Origin of the sequence: Flavobacterium quisquiliarum, from assembly GCF_019308285.1 — a bacterium.
GTDB classification, from domain to species: Bacteria; Bacteroidota; Bacteroidia; order Flavobacteriales; family Flavobacteriaceae; genus Flavobacterium; species Flavobacterium quisquiliarum.
In genome coordinates this window covers 29,981-45,973 of sequence record NZ_WWEM01000031.1, presented here as the reverse complement: position 1 = coordinate 45,973, position 15,993 = coordinate 29,981, and the positions used below count along the sequence as shown (strand labels likewise).

Here is a 15,993-nt window from a genome sequence, read left to right as displayed (position 1 = left end):
CACTCTACAATCTAAAATCAAAAATTGTAAGTTTGTAACATCAAAGATTAGAAACTTAGCAACTCAGTTTCTTAGCATCTTAGAATCTTTAAAAAAATGATAAACAACTTCGATCTCAGAACGGTAAACGTCATACGTTATATAACGCCGCTGCGCGAAGGCGGTTCTTTACCCGCTTTAGCAGAAGCCGATGACGACTTTAAATACGTATTAAAATTCAGGGGAGCCGGACATGGCGTAAAAGCCCTTATAGCCGAATTAGTTGGTGGACAAATTGCAAAAGCCCTAAAATTACAATTGCCAGAATTGGTTTTCGCCAATCTCGATGAAGCTTTTGGAAGAACCGAAGCCGATGAAGAAATTCAGGATTTACTGCAAGGAAGTCAAGGATTAAATCTGGCGCTTCATTTTTTATCTGGTGCGATTACTTTTGATCCTGCAGTAACAACGGTTGATGCTAAATTAGCTTCACAGATTGTTTGGTTAGATGCTTATATTACAAACGTTGACAGAACTTTCAAAAATACCAATATGTTGATTTGGCATAAAGAATTATGGCTGATTGATCACGGCGCGTGTTTGTATTTCCATCATTCCTGGAACAATTGGGAACAGCATGCCAAAAGTCCGTTTGCGTTGATAAAAGATCACGTTTTACTGCCTCAGGCTTCACTTTTGAAAGAAGTCGATGCCGAATTTAAAGCCATTTTAAAGCCAGAAATTTTAGAAGAAATTGTCAATACAATTCCAGTTGATTGGTTGCAATGGGAAGATGCAGACGAAACGCCAGAAGCATTACGAAATGTATATCTGCAGTTTTTAAAGACAAGATTAGAGAATTCAGAAATATTTGTAAATCAGGCTCAAAATGCAAGATAATCACTTATACGAATATGCTGTGATTCGTGTTGTACCAAGAGTAGAACGCGAAGAATTCCTGAATATCGGAATCATTTTATTCTGCAAAAAAGCCAAGTTTATAAAGGTTCTTTTTCATTTAAATAAAGAAAAAATCCAAGCTCTTTCTGCGGATTTTGATATTGAACAATTAGAGTGTAATTTAACTTCTTTAGTAAAAATAGCTAGCGGAGCCAAAGACGGCGGTCCAATTGCGGAGTTTGAGATTCCAGAACGTTTTCGCTGGTTAACCGCAATTAGAAGTTCAGCAATTCAAACTTCGAGACCTCACCCAGGATTGACTCAGGATTTAGAGAAAACCGTTCAGCGTTTGTTTGAAGAGTTGGTGCTTTAAAAAGGGACAAAGGTTCAAAGAGACAAAGGTTTTCTGTAGAGACGCACCGAAGTGCGTGTAACATAAGATTTTTAGCCACAGATTAATAAGATTAAAATGATTTTTGTTTCACGCAGATTTTGCAGATTCTAGCAGATTTAATTAATAATCTAATTTTAAAATCTGCTTCAATCTTTTAAAATCTGCGTGAAAAATCTTTGTGCTTTGACTGCCGATAACGATTAAATAAAAACTTTGTGCCTTCGCTCCCGATAGCTATCGGGATTGTAGCAAAAAAATAAAATAAAAAACCACGAACTACATCACTGCAATCCGTGGTTTTAGAAACTAAACTAACTCATTATTTGCTATCCAGAGTCAATTAAAAAGAACCGCAAACATTACCACCTAAGGTAGGTCCTGCATTAGCAGTGATATCTGCTTTAACAGCGGTCTTATTCAGTTTTACGATAGAGTAAGGGGGAGTAAAAGCTGTTCCGCTTCCAGCTTGAGTTCCTGTTACACTTGTAAATACATTGTCAGTGGATGTAACGGCTGTGAAACCGGTCATTAAATCAATTGGATTTTTTACACCTTCAAAAACGTTGCTTTCTACACGGATGTCGGCTTCAAAACCTGCCGCAATACATTTATTGCTTACAGTGCTGTTAAAGAAACTGTTTACAATATGTACTTTTCCAAAACGAACTCTAGGCATTCTTTCTCTACATCCCGGAGCCCACCAGCATCTTGCAAAAGTGATTCTCAATTTACCACGATCAGCAGTTGCGCCGTCGCTTGAACCAATTAAGTTAGAAAATCTGTGATCATCAGTTCCGCCGGAACCGCCCGCTTTTGGAGCTTTTAGATAATGGAACTTAGTGTACGTAACCGAAATATAATCTGATTTGTTTTTGATGTCAAAGTTTCCGTCAACACCATCTCTAAATTCGCAATGGTCTATCCATACATTGGTACATTCGTCCAAAACCGCATTATCCCAGCCATCAGTGTCATAAGCGCCTGGTCCTTCAAAAATTAGATTTCTGATGATGATGTTTTTACATCTTTTAATGTTGAAAATTCCAGAGCCATCTTTGGTCTGGTTTGTCGAAACCAGTTTAGCGCCACTTGCTCCGTAAATCGTTTTTCCAGTCTGATCCTGGAAAGATAATCTTGCTGTAATGGTAATTGTTCCCGAAACTTTGATCACTTTTACGGCAGTATTCTCAACAGCCGATTTCAATTGTGCATAAGTGGTCACAGTCGTTTCTGCCGAAGAACCTCCTCCGGTTGTTCCTCCGTTTTGCGAAGCCCAGCCTGGAACCTCTGCACAGTTTCCGATTTTAGCAGTTGAATTGGTTGAAGCAGTTTCGGCAATTACTTCATTTGTGGTTTCGATTTTAGCTTCTGTATTGGAAGCAATTTCTTCAGAGTTACATGCCGTAAATCCGAAAGCCAATGTTAGTATTAACATTGAAAGTTTTGATTTTAAGTTCATAATTAAAGTTTGGTTATTTAAAAAGTTAACAACGCAAAACTCAGAATTATCTGTAGGAAAAAAATTGAACAAGTTCAAACTTTTGTAAAAAAATGTATGAAATGTGTTTTTTTAACAGTTGTAAATTTACAAAAATGCATAAATAGTGTATTTTTACGTAATCGATTACATTATTTAAGCCCCTAATTAATAATGGATTGAATAACCACTTTATTCCTTAAACAAAAAACCACAAAATGTACGACCTACTACGAAAAAACATTGAAAGGAAAGTGCCACTCACCGATGAAGAGTGGAACATCATTGCTTCTAAAGCAGAACTTGTAAAACTAAAGAAAAATCAGTTTCTGCAGATTCAGGATTCTCATAACAGTTATGAGGGATTCATTTTAAAAGGATCATTCAAAACTTACATCGTAAACGAAAACGGAACAGAAACCGTAATTTTCTTTTCGTTTGAAGATGAATGGATGTGTGACCTGGAAAGTTTTTACCATCAAAAACCAACGACTTACAACATCAAAGCTATTGAAGACAGCGAGATTTTGGTTATCAGTAAAATGAGAAAAGCGCAATTGTTTGCAGAAATTCCTAAGATTATGCAATTTCATGTGCTCATGATCGAACGCGCAAATGTTGCCATTCAGCAAAGACTTTTAGATGTGTTGAACAAAACCTCCAAACAGCGTTATCTGGATTTTATAGAACGATATCCTCAAAAAGTAAGTTCGATAAATAACAAGAATCTGTCTTCTTATTTAGGAGTTTCACACGAGTTTCTTTCGAAGATTAAAAGAAGATGCTGAGATTCTAAGTCGCTGATATTTTTCTCTGAAGCAAAAATCTCGCAAAGGCGCAGAGTCGCAAAGAAAATAAAACTTTGCGTCTTAGCGACTTTGCGAGATTAAAAAAACTCAGCGAATCTCTGCGTAATTCTTTGTGAATCTTCGCGATAAAAAGCTACAACACTTTCTCCAAGAAAATAAACTCCAAAGGTTCTTCAGAAACCGTAATATGAATACCGCTTTCAGGAAAAGCTTCTCTTTTGCCTGTATCAACATAACCATGGCGTTTGTACCAGGAAATAAGTTCTTCCCGAACCGAAATAACGGTCATAATAATACTCGATAATCCTAAAGATTTTGCATGATTTTCGGCTTCAGCCAAAAGCTTTTTCCCGATTCCGCTGTTCTGAAGTTCCGGCGAAACCGTCAGCATTCCTAAATACAATTGGTTTTCTTTTTCAACCAATAAAACCGAACCAATGATTTTGTCGTTTTCTGTAAATTTCAGAATAGTATTTTTAGGATCCAGAAAAATTTGGGTCATTTCCTGTTCGTCAGTTCTTTTTCCTTCCAGTAAATGAGCTTCAGTTGTCCAGCCTTTTTTAGAAGATTCTCCTCTGTAAGCTGAGTTGATTAAGATTGTTAATGCAGGAATGTCTTCAAGTGATGCTTTTGTAATCATGGTATGCTATGCTGTAATTTTTAATTCGAATTGTTTCCAGTTTTAATTGGAGAAACAAAATTACATTAGAAAAATGGCTTTCGGCAGAATTATCGTTTAATATTCTTTGGTTTTCGATTTATCAAATAACAATAGGTAAGGTGAGAGGATAAAACTAATGCTAAGCCAATGTTCCAATAAATTTCAAAGTAGGCAAAAGCATTATACAAACAAAAAATAGAATTTTTAACCTCATCTACAATTTGAAAATGAAGAGGAAAAACAAATAAAAAAAGCATCAGAAAAATAGATAGAACAGTAAGACGTCCATATTTTATTTTATAATAGTCCACTACGCCGTAAGATAGCATTTGCATCACTAATATAATTAGAAAAAATCCTTCCATGATTCTTTATTTAAGCTTTTATATACGATTTATATTTTTCTTACTTTCAAAAATTTATTAAATGTAAGCAAATATTTAAATAAAAAATATTGAAGAATATCGAATTGAAATTCTGATTATTTATAATTTTTTAAAATGCTATGTTTTGCTCATTCATTAGATGTTTTTTGAATTTTAATTCTCTAAGTTATTAACAATTTAATACTATTCAAATATTCCCCAAATACGTTTGTCGTCAACAATCGCATTTGGATTCTCTTTTATTCTTTCTGAAAAAAGATCAAAGCTTCCATAATTGCTTCTCATTTTATAAACAATTAATTTGCCGGCATCATTTATAATTATTTTCCAAACTCTTCTTTCGTTTATTTTAACAGCTGTTCTTCTGACTTCAGTAATCTTAGACAACGAATGTTTTACTACGGGATCTTTTCTCGTTATTTTATACAAATAGTTTTCGTCAAAATAAAAAACAGAACGGTTTAGGAAAAAATATTCTAAACCATATAAAATCATAACTGGACGAGCCGATATTCTTGTTAATGTATTAAGATCCAGATTTGTTCTTTTTTTAAATTCGATTGCTCTTTTTTCTTGTATATGATCTATAAAAGACAAGATTCTTTTGTAATTTAAAACTGCCAAGACAAGCAGGGATAAGACAACAATGATTTTAATGTTCATGTAAAAGATAAATTGGATAGTGAAATTTCGAATCAAACATAATGAAACTATTTAGGTTTATAAAGGCAAAAACACAAATTCTGACTAAAAAAATGAAACACAGTTTTGTAAAAATTATGTATTTGTTGGGAACTAAAAAATGAATTGCCTACAGCTTTAGCTGTAGGAGTAAAGTTGTATTAGAAAATGGCTTTAGCCAAAACTATTGCGGTCTTTGGCTAAAGCCGAATTTAGTATGAGAATAGCAAACCTCCAGCTAAAGCTGGAGGCAACTTATTTTAATATTGTAAATAAATATTGGTTTGTTTAATGGGAAGACTGATAAATAATATTTTATAAAAATTATGAAAAGCGTATCTTACAAAAACAACGCTGTTTTTTACCGAAATTAATTTTCGTTTAAGAATTTTAAATATCTTTGAATTATGAGTACAGCAATAAAACCAAAACATATCGGCAGAAATATAAGCCGTATCAGAGAGCTTAAAGATATGAAACAGGAAGCACTGGCGCAGGCTTTAGGTACAAACCAGCAGGCGATTTCGGCTATTGAAAACAGCGAAACTGTAGATGAGAAAAAACTAATTGAGATTGCAAAAGCTCTTGACGTTTCTGTTGAAGCCATTAAGAACTTTTCGGAAGAAGCGGTTTTAAATGTTATTGGAAATACTTATCACGATAATGGTATTGTAAATGCTGGACTTAATTACCATTGTACTTTTAATCCTTTAGATAAAGTTGTAGAACTTTACGAACGTTTGGTGCAAGCTGAAAAGGATAAAGTGGAGTATTTGGAGAAGTTATTGAAGGGAAAATAATTGTTTTTAAAATATATTAAAACAAAAAAAGAGATCTTAAGATCTCTTTTTTATTTATGCTCTATTGCTGGTACGAGCGGTTTTTTGTAATCTAACATATTTTGCACTACCAAATTATTTAGTTCTTTCCAACTTTCATCATTTCCAATAATAATTTTGAAAGTTTCATTCATGGAGTTTCCAAAAAGCTTATGTTCAGCAGGGCAATCTTTTTCCTTTGTATAAAAGAACAAGGCATAATCAACTGTATAAATAGCATAAGAGTTTGGGCCAAAATTGTATGCACTAAATATTCCGCGAGTTTTGTATTTAGGTTTAATTAAACATAAATAATAATTTGGAATATTTTCTATTTTTCTAGAATGCTCTAATAAATCACTATGTAATTCTTGTAGATTATTATTGAGAAAAACTCTAATTTCTTCTTCTATATTGGATTCAATTGAAAATGTGTCGAATAGTAAGTCTTTAGAAATTGAACATCTCCAAATAAGAGAGTATAAAAATAAATAGAACATTGAGGGATTGATATCTTCACAATGTAAGATCTCTTGATTTTGAATATTTTCCAACTTATATTTTCTGCGTGCATTTTGTAATGAATTTACGTCCGTAAAAACTTTAGAAAAATAGGATTCAATTTTTCCTAGTCGGTTTTCGCACCGGCTACAAAAAATATGATTTTCCTTCGGAATGTCTTGAAGTTTAGTTTGGATTCCATCTTTTGAAACCTGAATACTATGTCTTGGATTTGCGTTTTCGAAAAGTCGTTTGCACATAAATTTAGGAATAATGTGCGAATTACGTTTGTCGGCAATTTGAGTTTTACAGAGCTTACAATTTTGCATCGTTTCTTTGCTATTTGTCATAATGAAATGCTATTATTTCTAGTAAAACTTTTTTATTTTCATCTTGGGGAAGTCTAAATACATAACTAAAAGAGGATTCTCCTTTTTCTCCATTAGAGCTAACATAGTATTCATGATTAATAACTTCCTCTTTAATTGTGTTTAATACATTACTAAAGTCCTTGTTCGTAACAAATAGGATTAAAGCAACTTTTGAATCTCGCCAAGTTAAATACCTATCAAATAATTGAGAAATTGCTTTTAAAAACTCAGAAGTACCGTGCCAAAATTTGCATTCTGCAACAAATAAATTACTACTGTCATTAGCATATTTAAGTATAATATCTGTTTTTCCTCCACGATTAAATGTTTCTCCTGTGGCAGTTGTTCCTTCATATCTTGTTTCTAGAAATAGCAATATTTGATCTCTTAAAGCTTCTTCATCTTTACCTTGATATGTTGAAGGTTTTTTCTCTATGCTTTTGCCTAAATCATATATTACTTTCAAAACATCGTTATACATCTCCATTGCCATGGTCGGTTCGCTAGAAAATTCCTTGTTTTTGGACACTGTAGGTTGCGGAATGTCTCTTTTTGTAATAGTTGGAATTGTAAAAACGGATTCAGTATCTTTATTAATTTTAACATTTATAGCTGTAAAAAAATCATTTTCCTGTTTGAATTTATTTTTTTCATTTTGAAATGCTGATTTTACAGCATTTTCAAAACTACCTTTTATAGATTGGACATTATTATTAATTCTCTCTAAATTATCAAATGCATAAGAGTAGGCTTCGAATTTTACTCTATTAAATTCTCTAACGTCTTGTTTATAAATTGAAAATGAAAATGATACTAGATTATTTTTCACATTTATGTCATAGCTTGTATAAGTTGTTGGATTTGGTTGAACAAAAAATAATTCTTCACTTCCAGTAAATTGATAACTCACGTTAAAGTAATACACTTCAGCATCGAAATATCTCCCCCAATCATCTCTTACTTTCTCTATTTCTTTTTTCGGTTCTGAAACTGATTCAGTTTCAAGATAAATCTTTAATGGTTCAAGTCTATATTTTTCGATTAAATATTCAATAAATTCATCCTCATCGATTTTAAGGATATAATCTTTTCCCTTAGATAATATTTCTTCCCTTATTCTGCCAAAATGTTGACTTGGGAAATCCAACCAAGAAATACCTGAAAATGATTTCATTCTTTTAAATTTAATACAATAAGGTGTTGATAATTAAGTTCTCTTGTTCTTCAAATATAAGTGTTTTTCATTGCTAATTTTTACGGATTTCCGTAGTCGATATATTTTTAGGGTAGTGCAAATAAAAAAGCGAGTAAAATTTTTTCACTCGCTTTAATAATTTATCATGTGTTTTTTTACCCCAAGAAACTCTTCAACTCCTTATAAGTCCCAATCTTCACACTAACTTTCTCCTCATTAATAACACTATCAATCTGAGCAGGGATAGGAAGCGTAATTCCCAAAGCAGGTTCAACAACATCTAAGAATTTAATAGGATGTGCTGTTTCTAAGAAAATACCAATGGCATTAGGATGTTTTTCAAGTTCTTTTTTCAAACCTAAATAACCCACAGCACCGTGCGGTTCTGCAATGTAACCGTCTGTGTTGTATATTTTCTTCATCGCTTCAAGCGTTTCTTCGTCAGTATAACTATAAGAAGAGAAATCTTTTTCGAAAGCTTTTAAGTCATTGTTGTACAATTCCTGAATTCTAATAAAGTTGCTTGGATTTCCAACGTCCATTGCGTTAGAGATTGTTGCTTTAGAAGGTTTTGGGTCGTATTTTCCGTTTTCTAAGAATCTTGGCACGGTGTCGTTTACGTTTGTAGACGCTACGAAATGCTCAATTGGCAAACCTAATTTCTTTGCCATAATTCCGGCGCAGATATTTCCGAAGTTGCCGCTTGGGCAAGAGAAAACTAAAGGTTTGTTTTGGCTTTTCAATGCTTTGTAAGCAAAGAAGAAATAAAACATCTGTGGTAACCAGCGCGCAATATTAATAGAGTTGGCCGAAGTCAGGTTTTTGTGCGCTAAAGTTTCATCTAAAAACGCTTTTTTTACCATATCCTGACAATCGTCAAAAACACCATCAACTTCAAGCGCTTTAATGTTTTGCCCTAAAGTAGTCAATTGTTTTTCCTGAATATCGCTCACTTTTCCAGATGGATATAAAATGACAACATCAACGCCGTCAACGCCAAGAAATCCGCTTGCAACAGCTCCGCCTGTATCTCCGGAAGTAGCTACTAAAACGGTGTTTTTAGCGTCTTTTTTGTCTTTATTGAAATAACCCAGACAACGTGACATAAAACGTGCTCCAACGTCTTTAAAAGCCATTGTCGGTCCGTGAAATAATTCTAATGAATAGATTCCGTTTTCAACTTTCACAACCGGAAAATCAAAAACTAAAGTTTCGGCAATGATTTCTTTTAGTTTTTCTGCAGGTATTTCATCGCCAACGAATTGTTTGATCGCTTCAAAGGCAATTTCTTCGTGGCTTAAACTTTCGATTTTATCAAAAAAAGAAGGATCAAGCGGTGTAATACTTTCCGGGAAATATAATCCTTTGTCAGTGGCTAATCCTTGTATAACAGCTTCCTGAAAAGAAACTTTTGGGGCATTATGGTTTAAACTGTAGTATTTCATTTTTTTTTAGTTCTTAGTGGTTAGTCCTTAGTCCTTAGTTTCTAGTCTTTATCTTTTGCAACTAAGGACTAATTACTAAGGACTAGGGACTCATTTTAAATAATTCTTACACCATCAGGATTAATCTTCGAAACGTGAATTTCATACGGTAAATTCATTTTTTCGTAAACGTCGCTCATGGCTTTGGCAATTTTTTCAGCGGTTTCTTTTCCTCTGCTTAAAGCAAAAATCGATGGGCCGGAACCTGAAATTCCGGAACCTAAAGCACCGTTTTCATAAGCTGTTTGTTTGATTTGGTCGAAACCTGGAATTAAAACGCTTCTAACTGGTTCTACGATTTCGTCGTGAAGTGATCTTCCGATTAAATCATAATCTTTGGTGTAAAGACCAGCGACCAGTCCGCCTACATTACCCCATTGCATGATCGCGCTTTTTAGGGAAACGTTCTGTTTTAAAACCGAACGGGCATCAGACGTTTTTAACTCAATTTGAGGATGAACAACCGTTGCGTATAATTCTTCTGGGCTGTCAATTCTAATGATATCCAAAGGCGAATAACTTCTTACCAAAGTAAAGGCTCCTAAAAGGGCAGGAGCAACGTTGTCGGCATGTGCGTTGCCGCTGGCTAATTTCTCGCCCTGCATCGCAAACTGAACCAAATCTTTACGAGAATATGGTCTTCCTAATAATTCATTAATTCCGAAAACCGCTCCGGCAGAACTTGCAGCACTGCTTCCAATTCCGCTTCCGGCTTTGATGTTTTTATAAATTTCGATTTCAAATCCGAAATCCAATTCATCTAAAGTTTCCAACATTGCTAGCGCCGCAACTCCAGAAACGTTTTTCTCGGTTTCCAAAGGCAAATCGGCACCGACAATTTTAGTGATACGAACTCCTTTTTGATCGACTTTTCGAACAATCATTTCATCGCCCGCATTGTCTAAGCAAAGTCCCAATACGTCAAATCCGCAGGAGAGGTTGGCGATAGTAGCGGGACAGAATAATTTTATTTCTTTCATTTTTGGTTGGTTTTGCCACGAAGGCACAAAGTCACAAAGTTTATTTTTATAGTTTCTGAGATGCTAAGTTTCTAAGATACTAAGTATAAAAAAAACTTAGAAACTTAGCGTCTTAGTGCCTTAGCGGCTATACATTACCAATTCGAATAACGTCGGCAAAAATTCCTGAAGCTGTTACAGCAGCTCCGGCTCCGGCTCCTTTGATCAATAAAGGCTGATCTACGTAGCGATCTGTGTAGAACAAAACGATATTATCTTTTCCTTCTAAATTGTAGAAAGGATGATCTTTCGGAATGAATTGCAGGCCAACGCTTGCTTTTCCGTTTTCGAATTGCGCTACGTATTTCAATCTCGAATCTTTGGCTAAAGCTTCGTTGTAAATACCTTCAAAATGAGAAGCGTGTTTGATTAACGAAGCAAAAAAGTCTTCGTTATTTGTTGTTGCTAAACAGTCTGCAGGCAAAAACGATTCATTTGCAATGGCGTCGATATCCATTTCGTAACCGCTTTCGCGAATCAAGATTAGGATTTTACGAGCTACGTCGATACCGCTTAAGTCGATTTTTGGATCTGGTTCTGTGAAACCTTGAACGCCGGCTTCTTTTACCACATCGTGGAAAGAATTGTCTTTATCAAAATTGTTGAAAATAAAGTTCAAACTTCCAGATAAAACCGCTTGAATTTTATGCACTTTATCGCCAGATGCAATCAGATTTTTTACCGTATCAATAATTGGCAATCCCGCACCAACATTCGTTTCAAATAAAAACGGAGCGTTATATTGACGAGATAAGCTTTTTAGTTTTTTATAATTGTCGTAAGCAGATGAACAAGCAATTTTGTTGCAAGTTACAACGGCAATACTTTCTTTTAAGAATTTTTCGTAAGCTTCAGAAACCGTTGCATTTGCTGTAATATCCACAAAAATGCTGTTACGTAAATTCAGTTCTTTGGCACGTTTGATGAATTCTTCAATGTTTGCTGGTTCACCTTTATCTAAAGCCGAATGCCAATCTTTTAATGAAATTCCGTCTTCATCAAAATACATTTTTCTTGAATTAGATAAAGCGATAACACGGACATTAATCTTCAAATTATCCTTTAAGAATTTCTTTTGGCTGTGAATCTGTTCGATGAATTTTTCTCCCACATTTCCAACTCCCATTACGAATAAATTCAGCTGTTTTGTGTTTTCTTCGAAGAAATTTTCATGCAGTGTATTCAACGCTTTTTTAACATCTCTTTCGTTGATTACAGTGGAAATATTTCTTTCAGAAGCACCTTGTGCAATCGCACGAATGTTTACGTTGTTTTTTCCTAAAGTGCTGAACATTCTACCGCTTAAACCTTGGTGGTTTTTCATGTTTTCGCCCACCAAAGCAATAATGCAAAGGTCTTTTTCTACATAACACGGATCTATTTTGTTTTGCGCAATTTCGATTTCGAATGCTCTATTGATCGCAGCTTCGGCATTATCAGCATCCGAATTCAAGATTCCGATACAAATTGAATGCTCAGAAGAAGCCTGAGTAATAAAAATAACATTGATTTTTTCCTGAGACAATACTTCGAACAAACGTCTTGACGAACCTGCAACACCAATCATTCCTGGGCCTTCAAGTGTTAAAAGCGAAATATGATCAATATGGCTGATTCCTTTTACAACAGTATCTTTTGAAAGAACAGTATCAGAAATTAAAGTTCCTACCGCTTCAGGTTCAAAAGTATTTTTGATTAAAATTGGAATGTTTTTTCTTAAAACCGGCTGAATTGTCGGCGGATACAAAACCTTGGCACCAAAATGCGACAACTCCATCGCTTCTTGATATGAAATATTAGCAATTGGCTGTGCCTGTTTTACAATTTTTGGATTTGCAGTAAACATTCCGTTTACATCAGTCCAGATTTCCAATTGTGCTGCATCTAAAGCTCCTGCAATAATTGCTGCAGTATAATCTGATCCTCCGCGTCCTAAAGTCGAAGTGATTCCGTCTAAAGTCTGCGCAATAAATCCAGGTAAAATGTTGATTCTAGATTTGTTTTCGGCAAAATATTCTTGAATTAGTTTATTCGAAACTTCAAAATTAACTGCTGCTTTTCCAAAGTTATTATCTGTTTTAATCAATTCACGGCTGTCTTTGTAAACGGCATCTTTGTCAATTTGCTGATACGCCTGAGCGATAATAAATGACGAAAGCAATTCTCCAAAACTTAATATAGTATCAGCAGTTCTTGGAGATAATTCGCCCAAAAGGAAACAGCCGTCTAATAAAGTTTCTAAATGATTAATGATTCTTTTTACATGACTTAAAAGACTGCTTTGCTCACTTACCGGAATTAATTCTTTAAGTGTTTCAAGGTGTTTTTTCTCGATTTCAGCAACAACTTCTCTAAAGCTTTCATCGTTTGCCGCCGCTTTTGCTGCTGCAGACTGCAATAAATCGGTTACTTTGCTTAAAGCGGATACGACTACAACTAATTGATCCTGTTTTGCTTTCTTGTTAACAATTTCGAGAACGAGTTTTATATTTTGAGCATTGGCAACCGAAGTTCCGCCAAATTTTAATACTTTCATTTTGTGATATTTTTTCTTTTTATGCAAATATTTTTATGTATCCAATAACTTTCTTCTTTCATGAAAAAAGTATAGGTAACCTAGGATTATATGTGAAAATGTATACCCCTAAGGGGTAGTAGTTGTTGTAGTAGAAATAATGGTAGCAGCAATTGCAACTCTAGTTGGAGTTGTCATTGTAGATTGATATTTTGTGCTGTTACTTTTCATTTTTGATTTTCCAAAAGTACAGTTTTTTATAGAAGCTAAAAACCTAAAAAGCCTTTTTGCGAATATTTTAATAATTCAAATCTCAATAATTCAATATTGAGTATTTGTTAAAATTCAACAAGCTAAATTGAGGTTTTGGCATATTTGGTATTCTATTTTTTATTGTTTTGCTTTTATAAAGAGTTGAATTCTAATTAAAAAATGATGAAAAAGCCATGAGAAAAGAGAAGTTTAGCTTTGAGAATAAATTAAAAGCATAGAATGGCTTTTGTTGAAATTTTAATTATTGTGATAAATTGTTGCTTTTTAATATTGATTTGTTGAATTTTGACGTCTTAAATTGAAAAACATCATGAGAGAAATCCATTATATAAGTACTGAAACGATTACTTTAGAAACACTGCACGAGATTTTATCTAATAATAAAATGCTTGAATTATCAGAAGAAGCTAAAGTAAATGTGCAGAAATGCCGTGATTATTTAGATAAAAAAATGGAGTCGCATACAGCGCCAATTTACGGTATCAATACTGGTTTTGGTTCGTTGTATAGTGTGAAAATCTCAAATGAGAATTTATCTAAGCTTCAAGAAAACTTAGTAAAATCTCACGCTTGTGGAACTGGAGAAGAAGTTCCGTCTGAAATTGTAAAGATGATGCTTTTGCTTAAAATCCAGTCTTTAAGTTACGGACATTCTGGAGTGCAATTGAAGACTTTAGAGCGTTTGGTTGATTTTTATAATAATGATATTCTGCCAATCATTTATACTCAAGGTTCACTTGGAGCTTCGGGAGATTTAGCGCCTTTAGCTCATATGTCATTACCTTTAATTGGAGAAGGAGTGGTGCTTTTTGAAGGGAAGAAAACAGCCTCTGCTGAAGTTTTAAAACATTTTAACTGGGAACCAATTGTTTTACAGTCCAAAGAAGGTTTGGCTTTATTGAATGGAACGCAGTTTATGAGTGCCTATGGAGCTCATATTTTGATTAAAGCTTATAAATATTCGTATTTAGCAGATTTAATTGGAACTATTTCTTTAGAAGGTTTTGATGGAAGAATCGAACCATTCAACGAATTGATTCATTATATACGTCCGCACAAAGGTCAAATTATAACAGCACAAAGAATTACCGAATTCTTAGACGGAAGCGAAATTATCGCTCAAGAAAAGAAACATGTTCAGGATCCGTATTCTTTCCGCTGTATGCCTCAGGTTCACGGTGCTTCAAAAGATGCTATTGATTATGTTCGAAAAGTATTCAAAACCGAAATCAATTCGGTTACTGATAATCCAAATATATTCATAGAAGCCGATCAGATTATTTCTGGAGGAAATTTCCATGGACAGCCATTAGCTTTAGCTTTGGATTTTATGGCTATTGCTTTGGCAGAATTAGGAAGCATTTCAGAAAGAAGAACCTATCAGTTGATTTCTGGATTGCGTAACCTTCCGGCATTTTTGGTCGATAATCCAGGGCTAAATTCTGGTTTAATGATTCCGCAATATACAGCAGCCAGTATTGCGAGTCAAAATAAACAATTGGCTACTCCAGCAAGTATAGATAGTATTGTTTCAAGTAACGGTCAGGAAGACCATGTGAGCATGGGAGCAAACGGAGCGACAAAAGCCTTACGAATTTTAGATAATTTAGAGCGTATTTTGGCGATAGAATTGTTGAATGCATCACAGGCAATTGCGTACAGAGAACCGCTAAAATCAAGCGATTTTGTCGAAATGTTCTTAAGCAGTTACCGCGAAGTGGTACCTCTGGTAAAAGAAGACAGAATCTTACATAATGATATAGAAAACACAGTGTTATTCCTAGAGAGTTTCCAAATAGAAAACGATTTGTTAACAATGGCTTAACATTGCAAAATATTATTGAAGTAATTTTGCACTATCAAAAATAAAACAATGTCAATAAACAGTATTTTCCAATTTTTAGTGCCGAAAGACAAAAAATTCTTTCCACTTTTTGAAGAGGCTTCAAGCAATTTAATTGAATTAGCTTCTAACTTACACGAAGCTGTAAATTTACCATTAAAAGAAAGAGAAATTCTTTTTCAAAAAATTGACGAATTAGAACAAAAAGGAGAAGACATTACCCGTCAGACTAACCTTGAGTTAAGCAGAAACTTTATTACTCCATTTGATAGAGAAGATATTCACACGTTAATTACTTCAATTGACAACGTTGCAGATTATCTTCACGGTGCATCTAGCCGTATGAGATTGTATCAAGTTGATAAGATTACAAAATCTATCAGAAAGATGACAGAAATCAACCTTGAAGCTTGTCAAAACATTGACAGTGCAGTAAAAGAGTTGAGAAACTTACAAAATTTTAAAGTTATTAAAGATGCGTGTGCTAGAATTAACAAACTAGAAAACAAATCGGATAACGTTTATAACAAAGCAGTTTTTGAAATTTTTGAAAACGAAACAGATGCTAAAAATATTATTAAATATAAAGAAGTGTTATCTGTTTTAGAATCAGCAACAGACAAATGTAAGAGTGTTGCGAACATACTGGAATCTATTTCTGTAAAACATTCTTAATTCAATTTTTCA

The 15,993-nt window shown here is 34.0% G+C and carries 14 protein-coding genes; 6 read left to right on the top strand and 8 right to left on the bottom strand.

Translation table 11 applies throughout. The features are described 5' to 3' along the window. Window positions 1-96: 96 nt before the first annotated feature. Together GSY47_RS12545 and GSY47_RS12540 are read left to right on the top strand one after the other, a co-directional pair. Complete coding sequence (locus GSY47_RS12545) at window positions 97-879, top strand: HipA family kinase (RefSeq protein ID WP_179004011.1); 783 nt, start codon at window positions 97-99, stop codon at window positions 877-879. Next, window positions 869-1,252, top strand: a complete 384-nt coding sequence (locus GSY47_RS12540) for a DUF3037 domain-containing protein (protein WP_179004010.1) — start codon at window positions 869-871, stop codon at window positions 1,250-1,252. The genes GSY47_RS12545 and GSY47_RS12540 overlap by 11 nt, the downstream gene beginning before the upstream one ends. 361 nt (window positions 1,253-1,613) lie before the next feature. On the opposite strand, the gene GSY47_RS12535 is transcribed toward GSY47_RS12540, so the two are convergent. Then, the gene (locus GSY47_RS12535; protein ID WP_179004009.1) at window positions 1,614-2,732 is read right to left on the bottom strand and encodes a pectate lyase family protein; all 1,119 of its coding nucleotides are present in this window, start codon (window positions 2,730-2,732) and stop codon (window positions 1,614-1,616) included. Between the two features lie 236 nt (window positions 2,733-2,968). Here GSY47_RS12535 and GSY47_RS12530 point away from each other — a divergent pair, with 236 nt between their 5' ends. Further along, window positions 2,969-3,538: a Crp/Fnr family transcriptional regulator gene (locus tag GSY47_RS12530; RefSeq protein WP_179004008.1), complete on the top strand. Its 570-nt coding sequence runs from the start codon at window positions 2,969-2,971 to the stop codon at window positions 3,536-3,538. Window positions 3,539-3,692: 154 nt separating this feature from the next. On the opposite strand, the gene GSY47_RS12525 is transcribed toward GSY47_RS12530, so the two are convergent. Together GSY47_RS12525 and GSY47_RS12520 are read right to left on the bottom strand one after the other, a co-directional pair. Then, window positions 3,693-4,199 (bottom strand): GNAT family N-acetyltransferase, encoded by a 507-nt coding sequence (locus GSY47_RS12525; RefSeq protein ID WP_179004007.1) that lies wholly within the window; start codon window positions 4,197-4,199, stop codon window positions 3,693-3,695. Window positions 4,200-4,789: 590 nt separating this feature from the next. After that, window positions 4,790-5,269 (bottom strand): hypothetical protein, encoded by a 480-nt coding sequence (locus GSY47_RS12520; protein WP_179004006.1) that lies wholly within the window; start codon window positions 5,267-5,269, stop codon window positions 4,790-4,792. Window positions 5,270-5,694: 425 nt separating this feature from the next. Between GSY47_RS12520 and GSY47_RS12515 the strand changes: the two genes are divergently transcribed. After that, complete coding sequence (locus tag GSY47_RS12515; RefSeq protein WP_179004005.1) at window positions 5,695-6,087, top strand: helix-turn-helix domain-containing protein; 393 nt, start codon at window positions 5,695-5,697, stop codon at window positions 6,085-6,087. Window positions 6,088-6,137: 50 nt separating this feature from the next. Here the strand turns inward: GSY47_RS12515 and GSY47_RS12510 are convergent, their stop codons facing one another. The 5 genes from GSY47_RS12510 to thrA form a co-directional block, all read right to left on the bottom strand. Then, window positions 6,138-6,956, bottom strand: coding sequence for a hypothetical protein (locus GSY47_RS12510; protein ID WP_179004004.1), 819 nt, complete (start codon window positions 6,954-6,956; stop codon window positions 6,138-6,140). Then, on the bottom strand, window positions 6,946-8,151 hold the full coding sequence (locus GSY47_RS12505; RefSeq protein WP_179004003.1) for a hypothetical protein: 1,206 nt from the start codon (window positions 8,149-8,151) through the stop codon (window positions 6,946-6,948). Before GSY47_RS12505 ends, GSY47_RS12510 begins: the two co-directional genes overlap by 11 nt. 176 nt (window positions 8,152-8,327) lie before the next feature. After that, window positions 8,328-9,617: a threonine synthase gene (gene thrC / locus GSY47_RS12500; RefSeq protein ID WP_179004002.1), complete on the bottom strand. Its 1,290-nt coding sequence runs from the start codon at window positions 9,615-9,617 to the stop codon at window positions 8,328-8,330. A 95-nt stretch (window positions 9,618-9,712) separates the two neighbouring features. Beyond that, entirely contained in the window at window positions 9,713-10,636 is a 924-nt protein-coding gene (locus tag GSY47_RS12495) for a homoserine kinase (RefSeq protein WP_179004001.1), read from the bottom strand. Window positions 10,637-10,763: 127 nt separating this feature from the next. Beyond that, window positions 10,764-13,211 (bottom strand): bifunctional aspartate kinase/homoserine dehydrogenase I, encoded by a 2,448-nt coding sequence (gene thrA / locus GSY47_RS12490; RefSeq protein WP_219071400.1) that lies wholly within the window; start codon window positions 13,209-13,211, stop codon window positions 10,764-10,766. A gap of 562 nt (window positions 13,212-13,773) precedes the next feature. Here thrA and hutH point away from each other — a divergent pair. Further along, window positions 13,774-15,288 carry a histidine ammonia-lyase gene (gene hutH, locus GSY47_RS12485; RefSeq protein ID WP_179003999.1) on the top strand — a complete coding sequence of 505 codons (1,515 nt, stop codon included), beginning with the start codon at window positions 13,774-13,776 and terminating at the stop codon, window positions 15,286-15,288. A 48-nt stretch (window positions 15,289-15,336) separates the two neighbouring features. Continuing rightward, entirely contained in the window at window positions 15,337-15,981 is a 645-nt protein-coding gene (locus GSY47_RS12480) for a DUF47 domain-containing protein (protein ID WP_008462731.1), read from the top strand. Window positions 15,982-15,993: the final 12 nt, after the last annotated feature.